Source organism: Dactylosporangium sp. NPDC006015, from assembly GCF_040614215.1.
Taxonomy (GTDB): domain Bacteria; phylum Actinomycetota; class Actinomycetes; order Mycobacteriales; family Micromonosporaceae; genus Dactylosporangium; species Dactylosporangium maewongense.
In genome coordinates this window covers 281,563-307,023 of record NZ_JBEXUD010000006.1, presented here as the reverse complement: position 1 = coordinate 307,023, position 25,461 = coordinate 281,563, and the positions used below count along the sequence as shown (strand labels likewise).

General features: G+C 73.6%; 21 protein-coding genes. 11 read left to right on the top strand and 10 right to left on the bottom strand.

What is annotated here, in order from left to right:
* Nucleotides 1-32: 32 nt before the first annotated feature.
* The 4 genes from ABZ321_RS13750 (at nt 33) to ABZ321_RS13735 (ending at nt 3,880) form a co-directional block, all read left to right on the top strand.
* Complete coding sequence (locus ABZ321_RS13750) at nt 33-797, top strand: TetR/AcrR family transcriptional regulator C-terminal domain-containing protein (protein WP_354891114.1); 765 nt, start codon at nt 33-35, stop codon at nt 795-797.
* Nucleotides 798-841: 44 nt separating this feature from the next.
* Nucleotides 842-1,537, top strand: coding sequence for a hypothetical protein (locus ABZ321_RS13745; RefSeq protein ID WP_344502025.1), 696 nt, complete (start codon nt 842-844; stop codon nt 1,535-1,537).
* Nucleotides 1,530-2,276: a Fic family protein gene (locus ABZ321_RS13740; protein ID WP_354891113.1), complete on the top strand. Its 747-nt coding sequence runs from the start codon at nt 1,530-1,532 to the stop codon at nt 2,274-2,276. The genes ABZ321_RS13745 and ABZ321_RS13740 overlap by 8 nt, the downstream gene beginning before the upstream one ends.
* Nucleotides 2,277-2,392: 116 nt before the next feature.
* Nucleotides 2,393-3,880: a VCBS repeat domain-containing M23 family metallopeptidase gene (locus tag ABZ321_RS13735; protein WP_344502023.1), complete on the top strand. Its 1,488-nt coding sequence runs from the start codon at nt 2,393-2,395 to the stop codon at nt 3,878-3,880.
* Between the two features lie 7 nt (nt 3,881-3,887).
* On the opposite strand, the gene ABZ321_RS13730 is transcribed toward ABZ321_RS13735, so the two are convergent.
* The 9 genes from ABZ321_RS13730 to ABZ321_RS13690 all read right to left on the bottom strand — a co-directional run bounded on the left by ABZ321_RS13730 (nt 3,888) and on the right by ABZ321_RS13690 (nt 14,770).
* Nucleotides 3,888-4,880, bottom strand: coding sequence for a polyprenyl synthetase family protein (locus ABZ321_RS13730; protein WP_344502022.1), 993 nt, complete (start codon nt 4,878-4,880; stop codon nt 3,888-3,890).
* Nucleotides 4,877-5,725, bottom strand: coding sequence for a hypothetical protein (locus ABZ321_RS13725; protein WP_354891112.1), 849 nt, complete (start codon nt 5,723-5,725; stop codon nt 4,877-4,879). Before ABZ321_RS13725 ends, ABZ321_RS13730 begins: the two co-directional genes overlap by 4 nt.
* The gene (locus ABZ321_RS13720) at nt 5,722-6,897 is read right to left on the bottom strand and encodes a cytochrome P450 (RefSeq protein WP_344502020.1); all 1,176 of its coding nucleotides are present in this window, start codon (nt 6,895-6,897) and stop codon (nt 5,722-5,724) included. Before ABZ321_RS13720 ends, ABZ321_RS13725 begins: the two co-directional genes overlap by 4 nt.
* Nucleotides 6,894-9,533, bottom strand: a complete 2,640-nt coding sequence (locus ABZ321_RS13715; RefSeq protein ID WP_354891111.1) for a PEP/pyruvate-binding domain-containing protein — start codon at nt 9,531-9,533, stop codon at nt 6,894-6,896. The genes ABZ321_RS13720 and ABZ321_RS13715 overlap by 4 nt, the downstream gene beginning before the upstream one ends.
* Entirely contained in the window at nt 9,530-10,165 is a 636-nt protein-coding gene (locus ABZ321_RS13710) for a nitroreductase family protein (RefSeq protein WP_354891162.1), read from the bottom strand. Before ABZ321_RS13710 ends, ABZ321_RS13715 begins: the two co-directional genes overlap by 4 nt.
* A gap of 35 nt (nt 10,166-10,200) precedes the next feature.
* On the bottom strand, nt 10,201-10,797 hold the full coding sequence (locus ABZ321_RS13705; RefSeq protein ID WP_344502017.1) for an isoprenylcysteine carboxylmethyltransferase family protein: 597 nt from the start codon (nt 10,795-10,797) through the stop codon (nt 10,201-10,203).
* Nucleotides 10,794-11,855: a ketoacyl-ACP synthase III family protein gene (locus tag ABZ321_RS13700; RefSeq protein WP_354891110.1), complete on the bottom strand. Its 1,062-nt coding sequence runs from the start codon at nt 11,853-11,855 to the stop codon at nt 10,794-10,796. Before ABZ321_RS13700 ends, ABZ321_RS13705 begins: the two co-directional genes overlap by 4 nt.
* Nucleotides 11,852-12,649: an AfsA-related hotdog domain-containing protein gene (locus tag ABZ321_RS13695; RefSeq protein ID WP_354891109.1), complete on the bottom strand. Its 798-nt coding sequence runs from the start codon at nt 12,647-12,649 to the stop codon at nt 11,852-11,854. The genes ABZ321_RS13700 and ABZ321_RS13695 overlap by 4 nt, the downstream gene beginning before the upstream one ends.
* Before the next feature lie 315 nt (nt 12,650-12,964).
* Nucleotides 12,965-14,770, bottom strand: coding sequence for an endonuclease/exonuclease/phosphatase family protein (locus ABZ321_RS13690; protein WP_354891108.1), 1,806 nt, complete (start codon nt 14,768-14,770; stop codon nt 12,965-12,967).
* A gap of 287 nt (nt 14,771-15,057) precedes the next feature.
* Here ABZ321_RS13690 and ABZ321_RS13685 point away from each other — a divergent pair, with 287 nt between their 5' ends.
* The 3 genes from ABZ321_RS13685 to ABZ321_RS13675 all read left to right on the top strand — a co-directional run bounded on the left by ABZ321_RS13685 (nt 15,058) and on the right by ABZ321_RS13675 (nt 19,865).
* On the top strand, nt 15,058-16,782 hold the full coding sequence (locus ABZ321_RS13685) for a hypothetical protein (protein ID WP_354891107.1): 1,725 nt from the start codon (nt 15,058-15,060) through the stop codon (nt 16,780-16,782).
* Nucleotides 16,783-16,963: 181 nt separating this feature from the next.
* Nucleotides 16,964-18,550 (top strand): hypothetical protein, encoded by a 1,587-nt coding sequence (locus ABZ321_RS13680; RefSeq protein WP_354891106.1) that lies wholly within the window; start codon nt 16,964-16,966, stop codon nt 18,548-18,550.
* A 10-nt stretch (nt 18,551-18,560) separates the two neighbouring features.
* A complete protein-coding gene (locus tag ABZ321_RS13675) occupies nt 18,561-19,865 on the top strand; it encodes a hypothetical protein (RefSeq protein WP_354891105.1) in 1,305 nt (434 codons plus the stop codon).
* Between the two features lie 55 nt (nt 19,866-19,920).
* Here the strand turns inward: ABZ321_RS13675 and ABZ321_RS13670 are convergent, their stop codons facing one another.
* Nucleotides 19,921-20,730 (bottom strand): SDR family NAD(P)-dependent oxidoreductase, encoded by an 810-nt coding sequence (locus tag ABZ321_RS13670; RefSeq protein WP_354891104.1) that lies wholly within the window; start codon nt 20,728-20,730, stop codon nt 19,921-19,923.
* A gap of 218 nt (nt 20,731-20,948) precedes the next feature.
* On the opposite strand from ABZ321_RS13670, the gene ABZ321_RS13665 reads away from it, so the two are divergent.
* The 4 genes from ABZ321_RS13665 to ABZ321_RS13650 all read left to right on the top strand — a co-directional run bounded on the left by ABZ321_RS13665 (nt 20,949) and on the right by ABZ321_RS13650 (nt 25,459).
* Complete coding sequence (locus ABZ321_RS13665; RefSeq protein ID WP_354891103.1) at nt 20,949-21,323, top strand: VOC family protein; 375 nt, start codon at nt 20,949-20,951, stop codon at nt 21,321-21,323.
* A gap of 136 nt (nt 21,324-21,459) precedes the next feature.
* A complete protein-coding gene (locus tag ABZ321_RS13660) occupies nt 21,460-22,848 on the top strand; it encodes a serine hydrolase domain-containing protein (RefSeq protein ID WP_344502008.1) in 1,389 nt (462 codons plus the stop codon).
* 15 nt (nt 22,849-22,863) lie between these two features.
* Nucleotides 22,864-24,447, top strand: coding sequence for an ABC transporter substrate-binding protein (locus ABZ321_RS13655; RefSeq protein ID WP_354891102.1), 1,584 nt, complete (start codon nt 22,864-22,866; stop codon nt 24,445-24,447).
* Nucleotides 24,448-24,460: 13 nt separating this feature from the next.
* Nucleotides 24,461-25,459: an ABC transporter permease gene (locus tag ABZ321_RS13650; protein ID WP_344502006.1), complete on the top strand. Its 999-nt coding sequence runs from the start codon at nt 24,461-24,463 to the stop codon at nt 25,457-25,459.
* Nucleotides 25,460-25,461 lie beyond the last annotated feature (2 nt).

Here is a 25,461-nt window from a genome sequence, read left to right as displayed (position 1 = left end):
ACAACACACGGCGGGAGGCGGCAGTGGCGCTGATGGCGACGGACATCGCCGCGCTGTTGCGCCAGCGGATCGCCACGGGCGAGCTGCCGCCACACACGGTGGTGTCGTTCAAGGACCTCATGAGCGAGTGGGACGTCTCGATGCACATCGCCTTCAAGGCGCTGCGGCAGATGCGGGACGAGCGCCTCGTCGAGAAGGTGCCCGGCATCCACGGGCTGTTGGTGACCGAGCCCGCCGCGGGCATCGCGTCGGCGTGGCAGCCCCCACCGCCACCGGGGACGGAGGCCCGTGCGCGGGTGGTCCGCACCGCGATCGAGCTGGCCGACGCCGACGGCCTCGCGGCCGCCTCCATGCGGCGCATCGGGGAGCGGCTCGGCGTGACCACCATGACGCCGCACAAGCACGTCGGCAGCCGGGCCCGCCTCGAGACCATGATGGCCGACGCGATCTTCGCCGGGCACCCGCTGCCGCAGCCGCCCGCCGGCGACTGGCGGGCGCAGCTCGAGCTGGTGTGCCGCACGCAGTGGCAGATGTACCGCCGCCACCCCTGGCTCGCGAGGATCGTGTCGTTCGAGCCGTCGCCGCTCAGCGAGCACGTGGTCGCGCACATCGAGTGGGCGGCGCACGCGATGACGGGCCAGGGCCTGGCGGCGGAGACCGCGTCGCGGGTCGCCGCGACCGCCGCCGACGTCGTGCGCGGGATCGCGATGGACGCCGATCAGGACCCCGACGACACCGAGCTGTTCGAGTTCGGCCTCCAACGCCTCCTGGACGGACTCGCGCCGCTGTTCCCGTAACGGCCGGCCACGGCCGCCGCAAGAGGCGGCACCATACTGGACGCGTGTATCCGTGGACGTTGTCGTGGCCGGAGGTCGACCCTGCCCGGCACCCGTTCGACCGGGAGGCGGCGCCCGCGGTGATCCGGGGGCTGCCGCCCGCCGCCGCGGTGCCGTCCCGCCGGGCGGGGCACGCCGCCGACCCCGCCGTCATCGGCTGGGGGCACGGGGAGGGGCGGCTGTGGTGCGACGCGATGAGCACCGCCCTCGTCGAGCACTACGGGCCGTGGGCGTCCGGCTGGCGGTGGTCCTCCGGCGAGGGCGACTACGGCGGCGGGCCGGTGCACGCGTGGTGCTGCCCGCGCGACTCGATGACCACCCCGGACGCCACCCTGGCCGTGGTCGCGGCGGCGCTGCTGGAGTGGCGGGCCTGGCTGGAGGACCTCGCCGCGCGTTTCGACGGGTTCCTGCCGCTGCCCGCCGGCCGGGAGGCGGCCCTCGCGGCGTGGGAGCGGGCGGTGGCGCAGCTGGTGACGGTCGTGGTGGACAGCACCGGCGCCGAGGACGCGTGGTATGAGCTCTGCGGCCAGGTGCTGCACTGGTTCCTGGCGGCCGCCGGGGTACCGGAGGCGCTGCGCGGGACGCTCGTCGGCGAGGCGATCGACGGCCGGTTCGAAAGCTGGTGCGAGCCGGCGGACGACCTGGTCACGGACGTCGCCGGGCGGCTCGCCGCGGGGGTCGTCGGCCGCGGCGATGCGTGACCACCTGCTGGACTGGATCCGCGTCCGCGAGGAGGTGCGCTGGGCCGAGGTGGCACGGCCGTTCCCCGGCCCCGTCCGGGGCGCCCGCGACGGCGTCGCCGACCATGTCCGCACGACCGTGGCGCACCGCGACCCGCACCGGGCACGGCGCCTGCTCGACGCGCTGCACCGGGCCCGGACCGCCACCGAACTGTCCCTCGAGGTCCTCGCCGACTGGCAGGCCGTGGTCCTCGGCGGGACGGACAGCGGGGCAGGCAGCGGGGCAGGCAGCGGGGCAGGCAGCGGGGCAGGCAGCGGGGCAGGCAGCGGGACGGACAGCGGGACGGACAGCGGGACGGACAGCGGGACGGGCACAGCCCGCTTCCGGACGGGCACCGCCCACGCGAAGCGGGGCCGGGACCGCTACGGGCTGCACGCCGACACCGAACCCCGCTTCCGGGCCTGCCTCGCCGACGCGACGGACCCGTCGGTGCCGCTGTCGGCCCGCGCCGCCCGCGTCTACCTCGACGTGGCGTTCTTCCACCCGTTCGAGGACGGCAACGCCAGAGCGGCCATGCTCTGCCTGTACCACATCCTGCACCGCGGACAGGTCACGCTGGACCTGGCCGCACCGCTGCTGCGGATCACCCGCCGCGCCGACGACCCGGCCGGCGCCGCGGACCTGGTGCGGCTGGTCGACATCCTGATCGCCGCCACCCACCGGCGCGCCGCGGGCGCCGCACCCGGACACCGCACCTGAGCCGACCGGGCCGCGCATCCGAGAAATCGATTGCTGCAAGTTCTTTACGGGAATTCCCCACGCCTGGCAAGATATCGACATCAAACGATGCCGGACCGGCCGTCAGGAGACCCCGTATGTCCCGTGTCCAGCGAGCCGCGCTCGCCGCCGCCCTGCTCACCTTCGTGCTGGTCGATGCCTCACCGGCGTCGGCGGCGCCGCTGTTCAAGGCGCCGTTCCCCTGCGGTCAGCGCTGGACCTACGACCACCACAGCGCCGAGGTGCGCCAGGCGCTCGACTTCGTGCGCACCGACGGCACCACCAACGGCACGCCGCAGGTCGCGACGGCGGCCGGGGTCGCGCACCGGCTGTCGCAGCCCGGCGGCGCCGGCAACTACATCTCCATCGACCACGGCGGCGGCTGGACGACGTACCACTTCCACCTGAGCGCCTACTCGGTGCCCGACGGCGCGTACGTGCAGCAGGGCCAGCAGATCGGCATCACCGGCAGCACCGGCAACTCGTCCGGCCCGCACCTGCACTACGAGCAGCTGTTCAACGGCGTCGGGCAGGTCATCTCGATCAACGGCGCCTCGCTCGCGCCGTACCCGGGGCAGTACAACCAGAAGTTCCTGGTCAGCGACAACTGCGGGCAGGGCTCGGGTCCGGGCGACCGCTACCTGGCCGGGTCGCCGACCGACTTCAACGGCGACGGCAAGGACGACATCGTCACGTTCACCCGGGGCACGCTCAACGACGTGTACGCGGCGACCTCGACCGGCACATCCTTCACCGGTACGTCGGTGAAGTGGAACGACTTCTTCGGCCTCACCGGCGAGACCCTGCTGACCGGCGACTTCAACGGCGACGGCAAGGACGACGTCGTCACGTTCACCGGCGGCTCGCTCGGCGACGTGTACGTGGCGCTGTCCACCGGCACGGCCTTCGCGGGCGCGGCGAAGTGGCACGACTGGTTCGCGCCGAACGCCGAGGTGCCGGCGGTGGGCGACGTCAACGGCGACGGGAAGGACGACATCGTCACGTTCACGCACGACGCGGCCGGGGACGTGTACGTGGCCCTGTCGACCGGCACCGGCTTCGGGCCGGGCGTGAAGTGGCACGAGTACTTCTCGATCCCCGGCGAGCACCCGGCCGTGGGCGACGTCGACGGCGACGGCAAGGCCGACATCATCACCTTCACGCAAGGCCCCGCGAGCGCCTCGGACGTGATCGTGGCGCTGTCCGACGGCACGTCGTTCGGCGCGCCGCAGAAGTGGCACGACCTCTTCGCCGTCGGCGCCGAGCTGCCCCGCGTCGGTGACATCAACGGCGACGGCAAGGCCGACATCGTCACCTTCACCTGCGACGCCGACGCCGACGTCTACGCCGCGGTCTCCACCGGGACGAGCTTCGCCGGCACGACCGTCAAGTGGAACGACTTCTTCTGCCTGCCCGGCGAGTTCCCGTACCTGGGCGACTTCAACGGCGACGGCAAAGACGACATCATCGTGTTCACGAAGGGCACCACGAACGACGTCTACGTGGGCCTGTCCACCGGCACGTCGTTCGCCGGCGGCGTCAAGTGGCACGACTTCTTCGGCCTCACCGGCGAGACCACGCTGTGAGTGACGGCTAGGCGACGGGGACCGGCAGCGGGAACGCCAGCATCGCGTCGTCGACGAGGGTGTGCAGGGCCGAGGTGTGCGGTGGCGTGCCGCCGAGGGCGTGCAGCGCCCCGTGCACCTCGGCGACCATCGCGTCGACCCGGCCGTGGTAGGCGCGCAGGTGCTCCGGGCCGGTCAGCAGCGCCTTGAACTCGGCCCGGGCGTCCGCCGACGTCGCCGCCGCCGCGTGCAGGGCCAGCAGTGCGGGGCGCTGCGCCGCCGGCACGCCGTCCAGCAGCAGCATCACGAGGAAGGTGGCGGCGCCGTTGCGGAGGTCCTCGTCCCGGCCGGTGATCAGGTCGCGCTGGTCGTTGGTGAGCTGGCGGAGGACCCCGAACCGGCGGCCGACGTCGCGCCAGCGGTCGACCCGGCCCGGGTCGGCGCCGGCCAGGCAGGCCGCCGTCGCGGTGGCCATGGCGTATGGCGCGCCGGTCTTGCCCTCGTAGCTGGCGAGGACCGACGCGGTCGTGGCGGTGGCCGGCCGGGCGGCGAGGTCCAGCAGCTGGCCGCTGATGCCGTCGAGCCAGCCGCGGGACAGCTCGGCCTGCGCCGCGACCTTCGTGGCGTCCGGCACGCGGGCCTCCCGCAGCAGCCTGGCCGGCAGGTGGCTGCCGACGCCCAGCGCGGCCAGGATGTCCGCGTTGCACCGCGCCGGGTCGAAGGGTCCCCCGTCGGCGAGGTCGTCGAGGTAGCGGGCGGCGGCCCACCAGAGCACGTGGACGACCGCCGCCGGCCTGCCACCGGCCGGGTCGCCGGTCTCGGCGGCGTGGACGAGCAGCGGCAGCCGGATCATCACGTCCACCGCGCCGGTCGAGCCGCGCGCGGCCAGCCGGCCCAGGAAGCCGCCGAGGAACCCGGCCATGGCCTCGTCGGCGACGTCGCCGCCGGCTCGCAGTCGCGCCAGCAGCGCGGCCAGGTCCTCGTGCACCGCGCCGACCACCTCGGTGACGTCCGTCGTCATGATGTACCCCCTGCAGCAGCGGTCACGGCCCACGAGACGAACGAGGCCAGCAGATAGAAGAAGGCGAGGCGGGCGTCCCAGCGGTCCGCGCGGCGGAACCGCCACCACGCGAGGGCCGGCAGGGCCAGCGGCGGCAGCGTCAGGAGCACCCACGCGGACGGTGCCGCCAGCACCAGGACCACGGTGGCGGCGACCGGGCTCAGCACGGCGACCGCGACCGTCGCGGGCAGGCCGAACGTGGTCACGTACGTGCGTTCGCCGGGGCGCGGCGACCGGGTGATCTTCTTGGCCACCTCCAGGTGCAGCGTCGCCAGGACGACCACGGCGAGCGCCGGCCAGAACGACGGGCCGAAGCCGCCGCCCGTCGTGCGGAGATGGAGGGTGTACAGGTACAGGTGCAGCAGCAGCTGCACGGGGCTGCTCAGCAGCAGCGTCAGCACCAGCCGCCCCGGGTCGGGGCCGGGGAGCAGCAACAGCAGCGCGTATGCCAGCTGGACCGCGATGACGAGCGCCGCCCAGCGGTCGAACAGGTTCACCAGCACCAGGAGCGCGCCGATCACGCCGTACCAGCGCAGCAACGACGACCGGGTGACGACGCCGGCGGCGAGCGGGCGGTCCGGGTTGTGCACGCGGTCGTAGGGCAGGTCGCGGATGTCGTCGACGATGCGCATGAGCAGCATGTCGACGGCGATGGTGAGCGCCGCGACGGCGGTGCCGAGCCCCGGCCTCCAGGGGCCGGCGGGCGGGCCGGTGAGGGCGAAGAGGCCGGTGACGCCGTAGGCCCAGCAGACCGCGAACAGGATCGACGGCACCGGCGGGTAGCTGCCGCGGATGAACGCCCTCACGGTCGCACCGGCGAGCCCAGGTGCACCGGCAGGCGCCACAGGCCGCGCAGGAACATCTTGTCCCGCCACTCGTCGGCGCCTCCGGAGGCGGGGCGCAGGTCCGGGAAGCGGCGCAGCAGCGCGCCGATCGCGGTGCGCAGCTGGACCCTGGCGTGCGGGGCGCCGACGCACATGTGCCGGCCGTGGCCGAAGCCCAGGTGCGGGTTGGCGGGCCGGTCGAGGCGGAACTCGTCCGGGTCCGGGAAGACCGCCGGGTCGCGGTTGGCCGCGTCGGTGAGCGGGACGACGACCTGCCCGGCGGGCAGCGGCACCCCCGCGAGCTCCGCGTCGGCGAGCAGGACGTGCGGCTGCCCGCCGGTGCCGGCGAACCACACCCAGCGCAGCAGCTCCTCCACCGCCGCGGGGATCAGCTCGGGGCGCTCGACCAGCGTGCCGCGGAGCTCGTCGTCGTGCAGCAGGTGGTGTACGCAGCTGCTCAGGTGACTCGCGGTGGCGTCCCCGCCGGCCATGACGAGCCCGGCCGCCATGACGACGATCTCCTGCTCGCTGAGCGCCGGCGCGAGCGACCCGAGGAACCCAACAGCCCCAGTCGCGCCCTCCCGGCAGCCTCCGAGCCGTTCGCGGAAGTAGCCGTGCATGGCGGCCGTCGCGGTGGTGACCTCGTCTGGCTCGCACCGGCCCGCGGACATCATCACGTCGGTCCACGCGACCAGCTGGTCGACGTCGCCGGCCGGCGTGCCCATGATGCGGGCGATCACCAGGTAGGGCAGCGGCCGCAGGTACGCCGCGACCAGGTCGACCGGTCCGGGCTTCGCGGCGGCCTCGTCGAGCAGGTCCTCGGCGAGCCGCTCGATCCACGGCCGGTCGGCCTCCGCGGCCCGGTGGGTGAACGCCGCCTGCACGGTCCGGCGGCGGCGGGTGTGCAGCGGCGGGTCGGTGGTGGCCAGGGCGAGGGTGTCGGGGCTGCGGGCGAACATGGTGCCGCCGTGCCACTGCTGCCGGCTGAACCGCGGGTCCGACAGCACCGTGCGCACGTCGGCGTGGCCGGTGACGAGCAGCGCCGGATGGTTGCCGCGGATGCGGACCGGCACGAGGGCGGCGCGGCGGAAGAGCGCCGCCTGCTCGGGGTCGAGGGCGACGCCGGGGCGGCTCTCGAAGGGGAACTGCGTCATGACGCCTCGGCGATGATCCGGACGGTCCCGGCGGTGCCGTCGAGCTCGATCAGCGCGCCGTCGGGGATGCGGCCGGTGGCGCCCGGCACGGCGACGACCGTCGGCACGCCGAGCAGCCGCCCGGTGATCGCGGTGTGCGACAGCAGCGTGCCGCGCTCCACGACGAGCCCCTTCGCCGCCATCATCAGGAACAGCCAGCCGGGGTCGGTCTCGCGGGCGACGAGGATCGCGTCGCGGCACGTCTCCGGCGGCACGGACGGGTCGAGGACGAGGCGGGCCGGGGCGCGCACGACGCCGGGCGCGGAGCCGAGCCCGGTCAGGACCCCGGTGTCGCCGGCGGCCGGCGCGGCGGTCACCTCCACGGCGCCCGGCAGCACGTCGGCGAGGGGGCCGGTGGCCGGGGTGCGCAGGAGGCCGGGCCGGCCGGGGCGGGCCTCGGCGAGGAGCCGTGCGCGGCGGCGGGCGGCGGCGAGGTCGCGCAGCGCGGCGCACGGCAGCGCGCCGTCGTAGGCGCCGAGGACCTCGGCGACGGTGAGGTCGCGGATGTCGAGCGGGTCGTCGAGGTGGCCGGTGGCGTGCAGGTCGGCGCCGAGCCGCCACAGGATGTCGCGGGACAGCCCGTACAGCTGCGTGCGGCAGAACCGGGTGTCCTCGCGGACCCGGGCGGTGTAGCGCACGTAGCGCGCCAGGGTGCGCAGGACGGTGCGGCGCAGCCGGCCCGGGCAGCGCGCGGCGAGCTCCTCGGCGGCCTGGCGGGTGGCCCGCTCCTCCGCCTGGATCAGGCCCTCGACCGTGCGGTTCTGGCTGATGTACGGGCGGAGCACCTCCAGCAGCGTCCACGGCTGCTGGCGCGGGGTCGGCTGCTCGAGCTTGAGGTCGTGCAGCGCGCGGTCCCCGTAGCGGCGCAGGTAGTCGGCGGCCGCCTCGGCGAGGGGCGTGCCGTGCCCGCCGGTGCTGATGGCGTGCCACACCTCGCGGGGGCGCTCCCCGGACTCGACGGCCGCGCGCAGGTCCGGGTCGGCGGCGACGAGCTCGGCGAGGGCGACGGCGGCGCGGACCGACCGCAGCGACCGGTTCGCGGGGCCGCCGGTCAGCAGGCCGGTGAGCAGGCCCTTCGCGCCACCGGCCCACCGGTCGAGCAGGCGCATCAGGGCCTTCACGGCGAGCAGCCCGTAGATGGAGTTGGTGAGCGTGACGCCCCAGCGGACGCTCATCGCCGCCCACAGCTCCCGGTAGGCGGCGACGAGCTGGTGCGGGGTGCGCCCGGACAGGTCGCCGGCATCCGCCATCACGCCGTCCCACCAGCGCAGGAACTCCCTGGCCTGGCGGGGGTGGCGGGTGGCCCGCAGGAGCGTGCCGGGCAGCGCGAGCCACGCCCGCCGGCGGGGGCGGGTGACGGCCGGGCGCGCCTCGCCGGTGACCCCCATGCCGTCCTGCCACACGTCGCGGACGAGGTCGAACACCGGCATCTGGCCGTGCAGGGCGTGCCAGGCGCTGAGGCGGTAGTAGACCCGCCCCTCCAGGTGCGCGACGAGCTGCTCCAGGTGGTGCCGGTTCGCCGCCACGGTGCGGGCCGGCACGCCCATGCGGTGGTACAGGTCGCCGAACGCGCGCCGGTAGAACTCCTGCGCCTGCGAGAAGGTGAGCGCGCCGGAGACGCCCGGGTAGCTCTCGGTGATGTTGTGGTTGGCCCAGTACACCGGCGGCCCCGCGGGCATCACCATCGGCCGGGCCTGCACCAGGTGCAGGGTGCCGTCGGCGGTGATGGTGCCCTCGACGTCCTGCGGGCCGCCGAAGAACGCCTCGGCATGGGCGGCGAGGGCGGCGACGGCGCGGGCGGTGCGGTCGTCGAGCACCGGCGCGTCGGCGAGGTCCGCCGGCACGGGCAGCAGCGCGAGGTCGCCGGTGCCGTCCGGCGGGCCGACCATGCGCTCCTTGCGGACCAGGTCGGCGGTCACGGTCGCGCCGGTGACGTGGAAGTGGTCGACGTCGGCCTTCTCCTGCACGACGCCCTCGCCGATGCCGTGCGCGGCGGCGATGACGGTGCGCCGGGCGCCGTCGCGGGGGTCGCGGGTGAATGCCACGAACGAGCGGATGCCGGGCACCATCAGCTGCACGCCGACCGCGATCCGGGTCCTGGCCGGGTCGAGGCCGCGGTGCCGCCGGTAGGCGACGGCCCGGGCGGTGAACGCCGACGCCCAGCAGGCCGCGATCCGGTCCGCGACCCGGTCCGCGGGCACGTAGAGGAAGCTGTCGCTCATCCCCGCGAACGGGTCGGCGCCGTCCTCGCCGTCCTCACCGTCCACTGTGGACGCGACGGCGCAGGCCCGGACGGCGAACAGCGCGTCCGGGCCGAACCGGTCGCGGACCTCGGCGAGGATGCCGTCCGGGACCGGGGCGGCGCGCAGGGCGGCGGCCGCCCGCGTCCACCGCTGCGGGTCCTCGGGGTCCCCCTCTGGGTCTCCCGCGGCGCCGGCGCTGTCCTGAACGGACTGCCACGCCGCGTCGAACGCGGTCGCCGGGACGGTGACCAGGTCCGGCACCGGGAACCCGGCGGCCCGCATCCGGTGCAGGCGGGCGAACTTGTGCCCGACGAGCGCCGGGTCGGCGACGTCCGCGCCGGTGGTGATCGTCATGTCTCGTTCCAGCCGTCGATGTGGATGACACTGTCCAGCGGGGCGCGCCGGGCCGGGCGGAAGCCGCCGCCGATCGGGTGCGCGGTCGGGATCAGCGCGCCCTGCCGGACGTGGCCGGGCAGCCGCAGCAGCGCGGCGACCTCCTCCTCCCGGTCCAGGTGGGTGGTGGTCCAGGCGGTGGCGAGGCCGCGGGCGCGGGCGGCGAGCATGTAGCTCCACGCGGCCGGCAGCAGCGACCCCCAGATGCCGGCCTGGTTGCCGGTGCCGAGCCCGCGGCGCACCTCCAGGCACGGCACGACCAGGACGGGGACCTGCCCGAGGTGCTCGGCGAGGTGCCGGGCGCTGGCGAGGGTCCGGGGCGGGACGCCCGTGTCGGTGGCGTCCGGCGGGTACCGCTGCTCGAAGGCCGCCCGGTACACCTTGCCGATCGAGGAACGCAGCACCGGGTCGGTGACGACCAGCCACCGCCAGTGCTGGCGGCCCGCTCCGGTCGGCGCCTGCAGGGCCACCTCCAGGCAGGCGCGGACGTCGGCGAGGTCGACGGGGCGGGTCAGGTCGAGCCGGTGCCGCACCGACCGGGTGGTGGTGAGCACCTCGGCCGCGCTCATCCCGGTGGTGCCGGCTGTGCCCATCACAGGGCCCATCACAGGGTCCATCACAGGGTCCATCACCAGACGCCCGGGACGAGACGCTTGCGGCCCACGGCGTAGTCGCGGTAGCCGGGCATGTCCCACAGCACCTGCTCCTCGACCCGCAGCCGCCACACGATCGACGCGACCAGCGCGCAGAGCGCCACGACCCCGGCGGGGCCCGGGAAGCAGCCGACGAGCCCGAGGTGGGCCAGGATCATGCCGGCGTACGCGGGGTGCCGCACCAGGCGGTACGGCCCGTGGGTGACGGCGACCTGGTCGCTGCGGCGCACCACGTGGTGGGAGTAGAACCGGCCCAGGGTGCGGATCGCGGTCTCGCGCAGGACGACGCCGACGACGAACAGCGCGGCCGACGCCCAGAACCAGGCCGGGCGCTCCCCCGGCACCAGCAGGCAGCAGCCGATGGTGGCGAGCCGGGCCGCACCGTACGGCACGATCGTCCACGCGTCCTGCGGCGCGCTGGTGGCCCGCAGCGCGATCGGGGCCTCGACGAGCAGCCACAGCGCGTACAGGCCGGCGACGACGAGCGCGGCCGGGTCGTCGCGGTGCGTGTACACGCCGCCGGCGAGCAGCCCGAAGGCGGTGACGAAGATGATCCAGGGTGCGGCTCTCATGCGGTCCACTCCGGTCGGTGCAGGATCTCCAGGACGGCGGCGCCGACCGCGATGCCGGTGCCGTTGGCCATGACCAGGACCCGGTCGCCGGGCTCCAGCTGGCCGGTGAGCACCAGGTGCTCCAGGGCGGCGACCTGGTCGCCGGAGCCGAGGTGCCCGAGGTTGCGGCCGAACTCCAGCATGCCGCGGGTGTGGTCGATGCCCAGCGGCTTGAGCACGTGCTTGACGTACCGCTCGTCGCCGGCGAACACGTGCAGCACGCGGGTCACGTCGGCGGCGGTGACGCCGGCGTCGGCGAGGGCCTCCTCCGCGGTCCCGGTCCGGGCGTCGCGGAGCCGGCGCAGCGCGGTCGCGAGCCGTCCCGGGCTCTTCGCGTCGTACGCGGCGAACCGGTTGCCGAGCCGGACCGGCCCGTCGGCGGCGACCGGCGGAGGAAAGATGCGCTCGTCGCCGCGGTACATCTCCTCCAGGTCCGACAGCGAGCGGTTGACGATGCTGCGCACCCGCGCGAACCCGCCCCGGTTGCTCAGCACTGCGGCGGTGCCGGCGTCGCCGAGGATCGAGCCGCGGTTGGTGCCGGCGTTCGTCGCGCACCGCCAGCGCACCGCCGGGTCGTACCCGGTGGCCGGCTCGACCCCGAAGTTGTCGCCGTTGGTCACCAGCACCGCGCCCGGCCCCGGGCGGGCCAAGTGCCCGGCGGCGAGGTCGAACGCGTTGAGCATGCCGGCGCTGCCCTGCCGCAGCTCGATCGCGGGCGCGCCGTGGCCGACGACGCGGTGCTCGATGTAGTGCTGCGGGCACCAGCCGTTGGGGCCCTGCGGCGCCGACGTCACGTGCAGCAGCAGCCCCACCAGGGCCGGGTCGATGCCGGAGCGGTCCATCGCGGTGCGGGCGGCGCGCACGGCCAGGTCGGCGGGCGCGATGTCGCCCGCGACCGCGACCCCGGTCCAGCCGTCCTGCTCGGCGCCGCACCAGCCCTGCCGGGCCGCCTCGGCGACCGTGAGGACGGGCGGGAGGCAGGTGCCGACACTCGCCAGCCACAGCTCGTCGAACCTCACGCGGCCCGCACCTTCCGGTAGGCCGCGGGCGACATCGTGTGGGTGACGAGCCGGATGGTGCCGAGGTCGGCCGTCCCGGCGTGCAGGCCCATGTCGAACGCGGTCCGCGGCCGGGGCTTCCCCGGCGGCCGGCGCCAGCTCACGTGCAGCGGCAGGCCGGCGGGCGGGGCGGCCGGGATGTCGGCGGCCAGGTCGATCCAGACGACGTGGGTGTCGAACGCGTGACCGTTGGCGATGTGGCCGAGCATGAGCACGAGCTGGCGGGCCGCCTCGATCACCTCGATCGGGTCCCGCAGGTCGCCGGGCGGGGCGAGGCTCGGGCAGCGCAGCACGGCGCAGGTGAACCCGCCGTCCGGCGTCTCGGTGGGCGCGCCCAGCATGACGGTGCTCAGGTCGGCCCGGTGCACGAGCCTCGGGTCGGCTGGGGCGGCGAGCGTCCGCTCGGCGGGGGCCGTGAGGGTCGCCGTCCCGCCGCGGCCGGACCCGCCGGCCGGCCCGGCCGCGGGCAGGGGCAGCGGCGGCGTGGCCTCGGGCAGGGCCGGCTCCGGCAGCACGGTGACGGTGCCGCGGCAGATGTCCCGGGTGGTGCCGCCGACCGACTGGGTGGCGGTGAGCTCGAGCGTGTCACCGGCCCCGCCGCAGTGCAGGTCGACGCCCCCTTCGAGCTCGCCGAACGCCGGGAACGCGAATTCGAGCCGCAGCCGGCGGCCGGCCCGCCGCAGCCCGCCGCCGGTGACGTCGCCGGCCAGCCCGAGCAGGCCGGCGACGAGCAGATTGCCTGGTAGATGATCCACCGGGTGGTCAAAAAAGAATGGATGATGTCGATCCACGGGTAATTGAACTGTCCGCATCAATGCCCCCCATTCACGTCCATGACGCGGTGTGAAGCATCGAAGTATGGTGTCGAAACTTGCGGCCGTCAATACCGCGAAAACAGCTTGTATTCACCTCACCGTCATACTTTCGGATGAACCTCATTCATACTTATGACGTTCAACTGATCACTGTGCACCAGTTGTCCACGAATGCGAAACAATGCGGTAATGAACTGCTGAAACGTCAGATGTATCGGTGCACAGAAATGTGCACTTTCGGTGCCAGGAACTCGCTCAACCGACCTGGAAGACCGTCAGGACCGCGGCGTGATCCGACGGCCAGGCGTTCGCCGACGGATTGGACTGCGACGGGGCGCCGACCCAGAGTGCGTCGGAGGAGACGACGGTCAGCGGGCCTTTGTAGTGAATGAAGTCGATGCGATCCTGCGGCTCCGCCTCGCCGGCGTGGGAGTCGTACCCGTAACCGCCGGTGAACGTCTTGAACACCGGTGACCAGGTCGTGCCCGGGAACGCCGCCGGGTTCGGGTGTGCCTGCCGGTAGGAGTCGGTCAGGCCCGCGTTCGCGGGGGCGGTCGACGTCGGCCAGGGCACCGCGCCGTAGCCGCAGCGCGAGTTCGACGCCGTCCAGTCCAGGTGCGACGGGGCGTTGAAGTCGCCGACCAGCAGCACCGGCGTGCTCGACGCGGCCGCCAGGTCGGGGCCCATCGCCGAGACGATCGTGTTGATCTGGCCCGTCCGCCCGGCCGCCGCCTCCTGGTTCAGCAGCTGCTGGACGCCCATCCGGCCGAAGCAGGCGTCGTACGGGCCGTACGGCGTGTACCCGAGGTGCGCGCTCCACAGCCGCACCGACCGCGCGCCGAGATCGATCCGCGCCGCGACCGCCCTGCCCGCGATGGCCGTGCCCGTGGCGGTGATCGGGTAGCGGCTGACCACCGCGACGGAGCCGTCCTGGTGGAACGACCAGCCCAGCGCGCCGGCGAGCCGCTGCGCGGCCCCGTCGTTCTCCTGGAGGCCGACCACGTCGGCGTCGCTGTCGAGCAGGAACTTGAGCTCCTTCTCGAACCCGCCGGTGACGGAGCTGCCGCCGTGCCACAGGTTCCAGCTCAGCGCGCGCAGCTGCGGCACCAGCACGCCGGACTGCACCCGGACCGTCACCGTGGCGTCCGCGGTGCCGGTCGACGACGTCGCCCGGACGCCGATCGTGACCGTGCCGGCCGCGGTCGGCGTACCGCTGACGACACCGGACGCGGAGACGCTCGCCCACGCGGGGCCGCTGGTCTTGGTCAGGGTCAGGCCGGCGGTGTCGCCCTGGACGAGACCGCCGACCGCCGCCGTGTAGGCGACGCCGACCTTCGCGTTGCGCAGCGCGAACGCGCTCGACGGGAACCGCGGCGCGCCGGTGCCGGTGACCCGGATCGGGAACGGCTGCGCCAGCCACGTGTACCCGTCGTTGTACAGGTAGTAGACGATGTAGTCGCCCGGCGTCAGCCCGGTCGTCGGCAGCGTCGCGGACCCGCTCGCGTTCGGGGTGTACGCCCACGCCAGCGACGGCCCCACGTAGACCTGGTTCACCGGGCCGTCGCCGGGGTTGCGGTACAGCCCGACCCAGTTCTTGGCGTTGGCGCTGGTCGTCGTGTACGACACCTGCACCGGCGAGCCGGCGGCGACGGTGGGGTTGGCGACGGTGAGCGTCCCTGGGAGCGCGGCGGTCAGCTTGAGCTTGACCGGCTGCGCGAGCCATGTATACCCGTCGTTGTAGAGGTAGTACAGGACGTAGTTGCCCGGCGTGAGCCCGCCCGTCGCGAGGACCCCCGACCCGCTGCCGTCCGGCGTGTACACCCACTTCAGCGACGGCCCGACATACGCCTCGCCCACCGGCCCGTTGCCGGGGTCCGCGTACAGCCCGACCCAGTTCTTCGCCTGGGGCCGCGGCGTCGCGTACTGGAACCGCACATCGGACCCGACCGCCACCGTCGCGGAGCTGACGGCGAGGGACCCGTCGGCCGCCGCCCTCGCCTCCGGAACCGGCCCGATCAGCACCGCCAGCATCGCCAGCACCACAAGGACAACTCTGCGCACTGAAGCTCTAACTATCGACACTCAACTATTGTGAGGGATCACCTGACGCCGATGTGACATCGTAGCCACATCCCGCCGAACCGCGGCCCAAGAAATCGCCGCGACCGCCGCAGGACACCGTTCATCGGCGCGGGTTCTGCCAGGTCCGCGGTCGCAGCGGGATGGTCCGGGGCGGTCCGGGGTGGAGCGGGCGGTGGCGAAGCGTTACGGTTCTCGATCGGTGGCGTGTTGCGGGGGCGGCTCACCGGGTGCGGCCCCGGCCCGTGCTGGATCGGGAGGACGGTGGCATGGCGGGGAGCGATCCGGTGCCGGGCGACGTGTGGAGCCTGACGGATCCCGATGAGGGCACCGCCGAACGTCCGATCGTGGTGCCGCCCGGCCCGCCGGCGATGGCGCAGGCCGCGCCGCTGCCGATGTCCGCGGCTCCTCGGGTGCCCGGGCCGCCGGTGCCGCCGGTGCCGCCGATGCACCGGGCCGCGCCGCTGCCGGTGTCCGGGCCGCCGATGCCACCGCCGGTGGCGCAGGCCACGGTGGCGCAGGACGCGACGACGGAGCTGCCGCTGGTCACGCCGTCGCCGGTCCCGGCACCACCACGGCCTCAGGTGCCGTTCACCGCTCCCCCACCGGCACAGCAGGCCGTGCCGCCGTCCGTACAGCAGGCCGGGCCGCCGCTCCTGCCGCCCGCCGTGGCGCCACCGGTCCAGCAGGCCGGGCCGCCGCTCGTGGGGATGGGGGCACCGACGGTACAGGGGCCGCCGGAAGCCTTCGCCGGGGAGGTGGCGCCGCGCGGAAGGGGGCGCACCGGGCTGGTCCTCGCCGCCGCCGGGCTCACGCTGGCCGTCGCGGTCGGCACCGTCGCCACGGTCAAACTGTCGGGGTCCGGTGGTGGCGGTGGCGCGCCGGTGGTCGTGGCGCAGGAAGGGGACCCGTCCAGGGCGGGCAGCCAGGCCGGCACGGCGTCGGGGACGCCCGACGGTGAGCGGGTGCCGCTGGCGCCGAGCGCCTCGGTGCCGCCCGCGCAGCTGAAGCCCGGCTTCAGGCTGGCCGCGGGGCAGGGGCTGCGCTCACCCAACGGCAGGTTCACGCTCACCCAGCAGCCGGACGGCAACCTCGTCCTCGCCGACGAGGCGAAGCGGGTGCAGTGGTCGTCGCAGACGCCGTCGAACCCGGGCGCGTACGCCAGCTTCAACCACGACGGCGACCTCGTCGTCTACGGCAAGAGCGGCGGCGTCCTGTGGCACACCGCCACCGGCGGGAAGGGCGCCCTGCTCGAGGTACGCGACGACGGCAACGCCGTGGTGTCGCAGGCCGGGAGGCAGGAGCTGTGGTCCAGCCAGGGCGAGCGGGGGCGGCTGTACCCGGGCCAGGCGCTGATCCCCGGGCAGCAGCGCCGCTCCCCCGACGGCCGGTTCACGCTCACCCAGCAGCCCGACGGCAACCTCGTGGTCGCGGGCACCGACAAGAAGGTCGTCTGGAGCGCGCAGACGGGCGGCCGCTCGGGCGGGTCGACGCAGATGCAGAACGACGGCAACCTCGTCGTGTACGGCGCCGACAAGCAGCCGCTCTGGTCGTCGGGCACGTACGGCGCCACCGCGGTGACGGCCACGCTCAACGCCGACGGCAACCTCGTCCTCACCTCGGGCGGCAAGGTCCTCTGGGCCACGACGACCGACGGCGTCAGCAAGCTGACCTCCGGCCAGCGCCTCCTCGCCGGGCAGTCCCGCTCGGCGGCGAAGGGCGGCTTCGAGCTGCTGCAGCAGCCCGACGGCAACCTCGTGCTGCGCAACTCGGCCAAGACCGTGGTGTGGCGCAGCGGCACCAGCGGCCACCCCGGCGCGTCGACGCGGATGCAGCCCGACGGCAACCTCGTCGTCTACGACACCGCGGGCAAGGCGCTGTGGAGCACCAAGACCTACGGCAAGGACGCCGGCTACCTGCTGGTCCAGGACGACGGGTCGGCCGTGCTCTACACCGCGGCCAAGAAGGCCGTCTGGACCAGCAAGACGGCCTGACCCCGGCCGGCACGATGCACCGCTGAATTCGGACGCATTTTATTCCGCGCGACACGTTCGTGTGACGCGCGCGGACTCCGTCGGCCGCGCCCAGATACCGTCATTTCCTGGACATCGCCCCCGTAATGCCCTGGCTACGCTTCGCGCACATGCCGGAGTCGTTGCAGGAAAGGGGCTACGAATGGGCAATGTCAGATCGCCACGACGGATATTCATCGCCGCCGTCTCGTGTGTGGCGATGATGCTCGGCACGCAGTTCATGCTGGCCAGACCGGCGAGCGCGGCCAGCACCGTCACGGTGCGGGTGGTCATCGAACACGTCCTGGAACAGGGGTGCACCGACAACCTGTCCGGTTCGGACTTCTATTCGAAGATCACGATCGGCGGGCAGGACTTCAATTTCGGTCCGATCGACGGTGAGGACGAGATATCACCGAACTGGACCGCGGAAAAGGCGGTCGACGTCGACACGGCGGCCACCGTTCCGGTGGTGATCACCCTGGCGGAGTCGGACGGTTTCCTCAATTTCGAGGACGACGTCTGCGACATCTCGCCCAACGGTTCGGAGCTCGACCTCACGGTCAACCTGGTGCCGTGCGCCGTCACCGGCGACGTCAGCGGCGTGTGCGCCGGGCCGATCACCTCCGCCGGCAACGGCGACGCCGACATCCGGTTCCGGATCGAGGTCGACCTGCCCGCGGCGACGCCGGGGCTGGCCGTGCGGTGCACCCACACCCCGCTGTGGCCGCAGCCCGGCGACACCGTGACCATCACCGTCGAGTCGCTCGACGGCACGGTCCAGGTGGGCGACACGATGGCCGACCTGTCCTCCGGCGCGCCGGGGCCCGCGCTGGTCGACCACAAGAAGATCGCCGACGACCTGGAGGTGTGGGTCAACGAACCGACCGGACCCGACCTGCACGTCACCGGCAAGACCACCGACAGCTACGTCATCACCGACGTGCCCGCCGGTGACCTCGTGTACGGCTGCACCGCCCACGCCGGCGCCGACCGGGTCTTCACCGGCTGGCGGCGGACCAGGGTCGGCGCGCCCGCCGAGGGCACCGCGATCCCGGTCAGCTTCACCGGCGCCCGCACCAACCGGGTCGACGTCGTCTTCATCGCCGACAGCGACAGCTACACCGCGGCGACCGACCCGGCGTTCCTCGCCGACGCGACCGACGTCATCAAGGGCGCCTACTACGGCCAGGACTTCTTCCTCGCCAACCAGCAGCGGTTCAACTTCTGGCTGGCGGACCAGCGCGGCGACGCCGACCGGGTCGCCGCACCGACGCCGGCGAACCCGGCCAACACCAACTGCGTGCTGACCCGGCCGCCGAACTGGTCGAAGGACTACAGCTGGGCCGACACCGGCGTCATCCTGCACCGCGACACCTTCCGGGACTGCGCCAACGGGGGTGTCTTCTCCACCGAGCCGACGTCGCTGGGCACGGTGCTGCACGAGACCGGGCACGCGCCGTTCGGCCTCGCCGACGAGTACTGCTGCGACGGCGGCTACTTCGAGGCGCTGCCGAACCCGAACATGTTCGACACCCTCGCGAAGTGTCAGGCGGACGCCCCGACGCTGGGCCGCACCGCCGCCGACTGCCGGACCGTCACCGACGTCCGGCCGACCCCGGCGAAGAGCTGGTTCCTGTCCGAGCCGACGCCGAACGACCTCATGAACGCCGACCGGCGGCCACCGCAGGCCGCCGACATCAGACGCATGAACTGGTACTTCGACAACTGCGCCGCCGGAAAGTGCTGAGGGGGACGCCATGAGACTCAACCGACGCGCGCTCGCGCTGGTCACCGCATCGGCGACCGCCCTCGTCGCGGTCGCGGTCACGGTCGCGACGTCCGCCGCCGCGCCCGGCGACCCGGTCGACCCGGGGACCGCGCCGCAGCCGCAGTACGACTACGCGGACACGGCCAAGTCGTTCCTGGTCGACCTGAACTTCGCCGGACCGTCCGCGACGCTCGCCGGCGCCACCGTCGGCGGGCAGCGGTCCGTCTCCCACCTCGGCGACCCGCCGCTGCTGCGGCTCACGCTGACGGACGAGGACGGGGCACCGGCCGGCGCGTTCAACGCCTGGGATCCCCGCTGGTACTTCGACCAGACCGACGACGGCGGCGAGCGGCTCGTCGTGCGCGACGGCCCGGGGACGCTGACGGTGCCGTTCGACGCCGACACCGCGACGATGGTGGTGCGCGACGTGAACGCCGGGACGGACCTGGTGACCGTGGACCTGCGGCCCGCGGTGCACGAGTTCTGCGTGGCGCACCCGGGTGACCCCGACTGCGTCGAGGCCGACCTGGCCGTCACCGCGGCGACCGTGACCGGTGACCCGCTCGCCGTCATCGGGCTGCCGAGCACCGTCCAGGTGCGGACGGTCGTGGCGAACCTCGGCCCGGACGGGCCCGTCGACGCCGTCGTGACCCAGACCGCGACCGGGTCGCCGGGCGTCACGGTCACCCCGGCGAGCCGCACGTCCGCCGCCGGCGGGCTCGCGGTCGGCGCCCCGGCCACCCTGGACGGCGCCTACGACGTCACCTGTACCGCGCCGGGCGCCCAGACGGTCACGGTCACCACGACGGTCGCGCCCGCGAAGGCAAAGGTCGTCGACGCCGTCGCCGGCAACAACAGCCGCACGGCCACCTTCGCCGTCGACTGCGCCGTGCCGGTGACGCTGAACATCATGCCGGGCAGCCTCACCAACCCGGTCAACGTCAACCCCGGGGTGCTCCCGGCCGCGGTGCTCACCACGACCGCCGGCCAGTACGGCAACCCCCTGGCCTTCAACGCCGCGACGATCCAGCCGGCCACGGTGCGCGTGGGCGTGCGCGGCCCGCTGATCGCCACCGGCGCCGGCGCGCCGGAGGACCACGGCAAGGTCCACCTGGAGGACTCGTACGAGCTCGACGAGCACACTCGCGACGGTGACAAGGACGGCGTGATCCACGCCCGCCGGGACCAGCTCGGCATCCAGCCGGGCACGGTCGAGATCTGCGTCCGCGGCCGGTTCGGCGCGGGCGCCGGCACGGCGTTCTTCGGCTGCGACCACATCACCCAGGTCCCGTGACGGACCCCTTCGAACGAGCGCCCCGGAGCCCTGGCACGCTGGGCTCCGGGGCGTCCTACAACGCTACCGCGGCGGCGCTCGCGTCCCAGAGTTTCGCGGCCGCCGCGGGGTCGCTCGCGTGCGCCGCCGGCGTGGTGAGCTTGTGCCCGACGTAGTAGCCGCCGTCCGTCAGCTCGGCCGCGGGCGTGGTGGCCAGCCACACCAGCAGCGCACCGGCCTTCTCCGGGGTGGTCAGGAACGGCGCGAACCGGTACACGAGCCGGACCGGGCCCTCGCCGAAGTTGGAGCGCACGACGCCCGGGTGGAAGGACACGCTGGTGACGTCCGGCCAGCGGCGCGCGGCCTCGGCGGCGAAGAGGATGTTCGCGGACTTCGCGGCGCCGTACGCGCGGCCCCAGCGGTACGTGCCGGCGTCGCCGGTGAAGTCGTCCGGGTCCGGGCGGCCCTGCGTGTGCACCCGCGACGCGGTCGCCACCAGCCGCGCCCCGGTGAGCCGCTCCCGCAGCAGGCTCGTCAGCAGGAACGGGGCCAGGTGGTTGCCCTGGATCGTCGCCTCGTAGCCGTCCGCCGTCCGCCGGTAGCCGCCGACCATCCCGCCCGCGTTGTTGGCGAGGACGTCGATCGACGGGCACGTGTCGAGCAGGTACGCGGCGAGGTCCCGCACCTCCGCGAGCCGCTCGAAGTCGGCCCGGAAGCGCCCCGGCTCGCGGCCGCCGCCCGCGGCCCGCACCCGCGCGACCGCCGCCTCGAGGCGCCCCTCGTCGCGGCCGACGACGACCACCCGGTCGCCCCGGGCGGCGAACTGCTCCGCCGCCGCCAACCCGACACCGGAGCTCGCGCCCGTGATCACCACAGTTCGATCCATCGATGCAGTCTCCACGCCGCGCCCGGGATTCGCACGGCCGCCACGCGCACCGGATCTGGTAGCGTCGGCCGCGTGAACACCGGACCGGCGAGACGCCATGCACGGATCGGTGACCCGGTGGACGACTGACCCGCCGCGGTTCGGCGCGCGGACCTCCCAGCGATCGACGCTCGAGAAGGTCCCAGTCCACGCCGAAGCCTGAAGTGAGGTCATGCCGGATGACGGCGACGTTCAACCACACCATCATCGCGTCGAAGGACCGCGCCGAGTCCGCGCGGTTCTACCGGGAGCTGCTCGAGGTGCCGGCCGCGCCCTCGTGGGGCCCGTTCACCAACGTCCAGCTCGACGGCGGCGTCCTGCTGCAGTTCGCCGAGCCGCCGGTCGAGATCCAGATGCAGCACTACGCGTTCCTGCTCGACGACGAGCGCTTCGACCGGGCGTACGCGCGGCTCACCGAGTGGGGCATCGAGCACTGGGCCGACCCGCAGATGCGCCGCCCCGGCGAGATCAACCACGAGCACGGCGGCCGCGGGGTCTACTGCAAGGACCCCGCCGGCCACGCGGTCGAGCTCATCACCCGCCCGTACCTGTAACGGCGCCACCCCAACGCCGCGGTCCCGGTGACGCGCCGGGACCGCGGCCCGGGTTTGTCCGGCGGCACGAACTCGTGGGGGTGGAGTTGTCGTAGCGGACCAACACCGGCCGGTAGGGCCGCCCTAGGGTTGCCGCATGTCGGAACTGGGTGACATCCATCACTGGTTGCGTGAGCGTCTGCCCGCGCTGCTCGTCGAACACAAGGTGCCGGCCGCCGCGGTGGCGGTCTCGGTCGGGGGTGACGTCATCGACGTCGCCGCCGGCGTCCTGAGCCGGGCAACGGGGGTGGAGGCCACCACCGACTCGGTGTTCCAGATCGGCTCGATCACCAAGGTGTGGACGGCCACGCTGGTGATGCAGCTGGCCGACGAGGGGAAGCTCGACCTCGACGCGCCCGTCCGGCGGTACGTGCCGGAGTTCGTCATCGCCGACGGGGACGCGGCCGCCGCGATCACGGTGCGGCAGCTCCTGAGCCATACGGCCGGGTTCGAGGGTGACGTGTTCACCGACACCGGCAAGGGCGACGACTGCGTCGAGAAGTACGTCGCGACGCTCGGCGACACGCCGCAGCTGTTCGCGCCCGGCGCGATGTTCTCGTACAACAACGCCGGGTACTGCGTGCTCGGCCGGGTCGTCGAGGTGCTGCGCGGCAAGCCGTTCGACGCCTGCGTCCGGGAGCACCTGTTCGGGCCGCTCGGGCTGACCCACGCCGCCAACGGCGCCGACGAGGCGATCCTGTTCCGGGCCGCGGTCGGCCACATCCAGCCGGCGCCGGACGCCGACCCGGTGGCGGCGCCCGTCTGGGCCCTGGCCCGCTCCAACGCGCCGGCCGGCTCGATGCTCACCATGCGGGTCCGGGACCTCCTCGCGTTCGGCCGGATGCACCTCGACGGCGGGAAGGCGGCCGACGGCACCCAGGTGCTCAGCGCCGACGCCGTCGCGCAGATGCAGCGACCGGAGGTCACGCTGCCCGCGCTCGGCCTGATGGGCGACGCCTGGGGGCTCGGCTGGGAGGTGTTCGACTGGCCCGGCGGCACGGTCATCGGGCACGACGGCAACACGATCGGCCAGGCCGCGATGCTGCGCCTGGTGCCGGGCCGCGACGTCGCGGTCGCGCTGGTCTCCAACGGGGGCAACCCGTTCGCCCTGTACACCGCGATCTTCACCCGGATCCTGCGGGACCTGGCCGGCGTCGAGCTGCCGCCGCTGCCGGCGCCGCCGGAGGTCCCCGAGACCGTCGACGTCGAGCGCTACCTCGGCACGTACCGCTGCGACGTCGCCGAGCTGGTGGTGGAGCGCGACGGCGACGGCCGGCTCTGGCTGGAGCAGCGGCCCCGGGGGCTGATGGCCCAGCTCGGCGGCCAGGTCGAGCGGACCGAGCTGGTCCACCTCTCCACCGACCGGTTCGTCCCGCTCAAGGCGACGCTCGGCGTCCACCTGCCGCACGTCTTCGTCGGCGACGACGGGACCGGGCACGCCCTGTACATCCACAGCGGTCGCGCGATCCGCCGCGTCGCCAACTGACCACCGGAGGCATCCATGAGATCTGTCCGGACCATCGCTGCCCTCGGTGGTCTCGCGCTCCTGCTCGGCGCCTGCGGCGGCAACGCCGCGACCGGCGACCAGACGTTCGCCGACGGCAAGACGTTCACCATGGTGCTCGGCGCCGACCCCGGCACGCTCGACCCCCACCTCACGTCGCTGTCCGTCGCGATGCTGGTCGACCGGTTCATGTACGACTCGCTCGTCAACATCGACCCGGACGGCAACGAGGTCGCCGGGCTGGCGCAGACCTGGCAGGGCACGACGACGTCCGCCACGTACACGCTGCGCAAGGACGTCAAGTGCGCCAACGGCAGCCCGCTCACCGCGACCATGGTCGCCGACAACATCAACTTCGTCGGCGACCCGAAGAACGCGTCGTCGCGGATCGGGGCGTTCGTCCCGGCGGGCGCCACCGCGAAGGCTGACGACGCGGCCGGCACCGTGACGGTCACGTCGCCCGCGCCGGCCTCGTTCCTCGCCCGGATGGTCGGCGGCCTGCCGATCGTGTGCGACAAGGGCATGAAGGACCGCAACCTGCTCAAGCAGGGCGGCGACGGCACCGGCATGTTCACGCTGACCGAGGCGGTGGCGAACGACCACTACACGTTCACCCGGCGCAAGGACTACGCGTGGGGCCCCGGCGACTGGAAGGCCGACCAGCGCGGCCTGCCCGACACGGCGGTCCTCAAGGTCGTCACCAACGAGTCGACCGCGGCCAACCTGCTGATGTCCAAGCAGGCGAACGCGGCGCAGCTGGTCGGTCCGGACCGGCAGCGGGTGCAGGCGGCGAACCTGCACCAGCGGCAGATCGAGGCGACGCTCGGCGAGCTGTGGTTCAACCACAAGAGCGGGCTGCCCGGCGCCGACGAGCAGGTGCGCAAGGCGCTGGTCCAGGCGCTGGACCTCACCGAGCTGGGCAAGGTCGTCAGCAGCGGCAACGGCAAGCCGCCGACCGGCCTCGTCTCGTCGGGCGGCGCGCCGTGCAAGCAGAACACGGTCGAGGGGAACCTGCCCGGGCACGACCTGGACGCGGCGAAGGCCGCGCTGGACGCCGCCGGCTGGACGGCCGGCGCGGGCGGCGTGCGCGCGAAGGGCGGGCAGAAGCTCACCATCGCGATCGCGTACCCGGCCAGCCTGGGCACCGGCTCGCAGGCCGGCGCCGAGCTCACGCAGAAGGTCTGGACGAGCGTCGGCGCGGAGGTCACCGTGAAGCCGGTGACCGACGCCGAGATCGGCACCGGCCTCCTCGGCGGGCAGCTCGCCTGGGAGGCGGCGTTCCTGCCGCTCAACACGCCACTGCCCAGCCAGGTCGTGCCCTACGTGTCCGGGCCGTCCGCGCCGAACGGCGTCAACTTCTCCAGCATCGACAACGCCGAGTACACCAAGGCGGTCACGGAGGCGTCGGCGGTCGCCGGCACGGCCGGCTGCGAGCAGTGGGCCGCCGCCGAGAAGGCCATCTTCAAGCACGTCGACGTGGTGCCGTTCGTCAACTCGACGGTGCCGATCTTCGGTCAGGGCGCGCGGTTCGAGATCGGCGACGGCGCGATGATCCCGCAGTCCATCCGGATGCTGGTGTAAGGAGGTGACCGGCGTGCGAGCCAGGACGGAAAAACTGACGGAGAAACTCACGGAGAAACTGACGGACAACGCGTGGGTGCGGTTCGCCGCACGCCGGTCGCGCAGGCTGCTGCTGTCGGTCTGGGTGCTGCTGACCGCGGCGTTCGGCATGATCCACCTGATCCCGGGTGACCCGGTGCGGGCGGCGCTCGGCGTCGCCGCACCGGCCGAGCTGGTCGCCGCGCGCCGGGAGCAGCTGGGCCTGGACGACCCGCTGTGGCGGCAGTACCTGGACTACCTGGGCGACCTGTCCGCCGGACGGTTCGGCACCTCGACGGTCTCCGGCCTGCCGGTCTCCCAGGTCATCGCGGAGCGCTACCCGGCGACGCTGGAGCTCGCCGTGTACGCGTTCCTGGTCGCCGTCGCGCTCTCGGTCCCGCTCGGGCTGACCATGGCGGTGCTGACCCGGGGCGGCCGGCGCCGGCGGCTGGAGCTCGGCTTCACCTCGACCAGCGTGTTCTTCGGCGCGGTGCCGGAGTTCCTGGTCGGCGCCGGGCTGGTGTACCTGTTCGGGGTCCAGCTCGGGCTGGTGCCGATCGCCGGGCGGGCCGGGCCGGACTCCTACGTGCTGCCGGTCCTTGCCCTGGCCCTCGGCCCGGCCGCGGTGCTCGCCCGGATCATGCGGGTGGAGACCCTGGCGGTGCTGGACGCCGACTACATCCGCACCGCCCGCGCGAAGCGGCTGCCGGACCGGCGGCTGTACCTGCGGCACGCGCTGCCCAACTCGGTGACGGCCACGGTCACCATCGCCGGGCTGCTGCTGGGCGGGCTGGTCGCGGCGACCGTCCTGGTGGAGAACGTGTTCGCGTGGCCGGGCCTGGGCAGCACCATCGTCCAGTCGATCCTGGCCAAGGACTACCCGGTGGTGCAGGGCATCGTGCTGATCTACGGCCTCGGCGTGCTCCTGGTCAACCTCGTGGTCGACGTCGGCCTCGCGCTGCTCGACCCGCGCTCGACGATCCGGGAGAGCTGAAC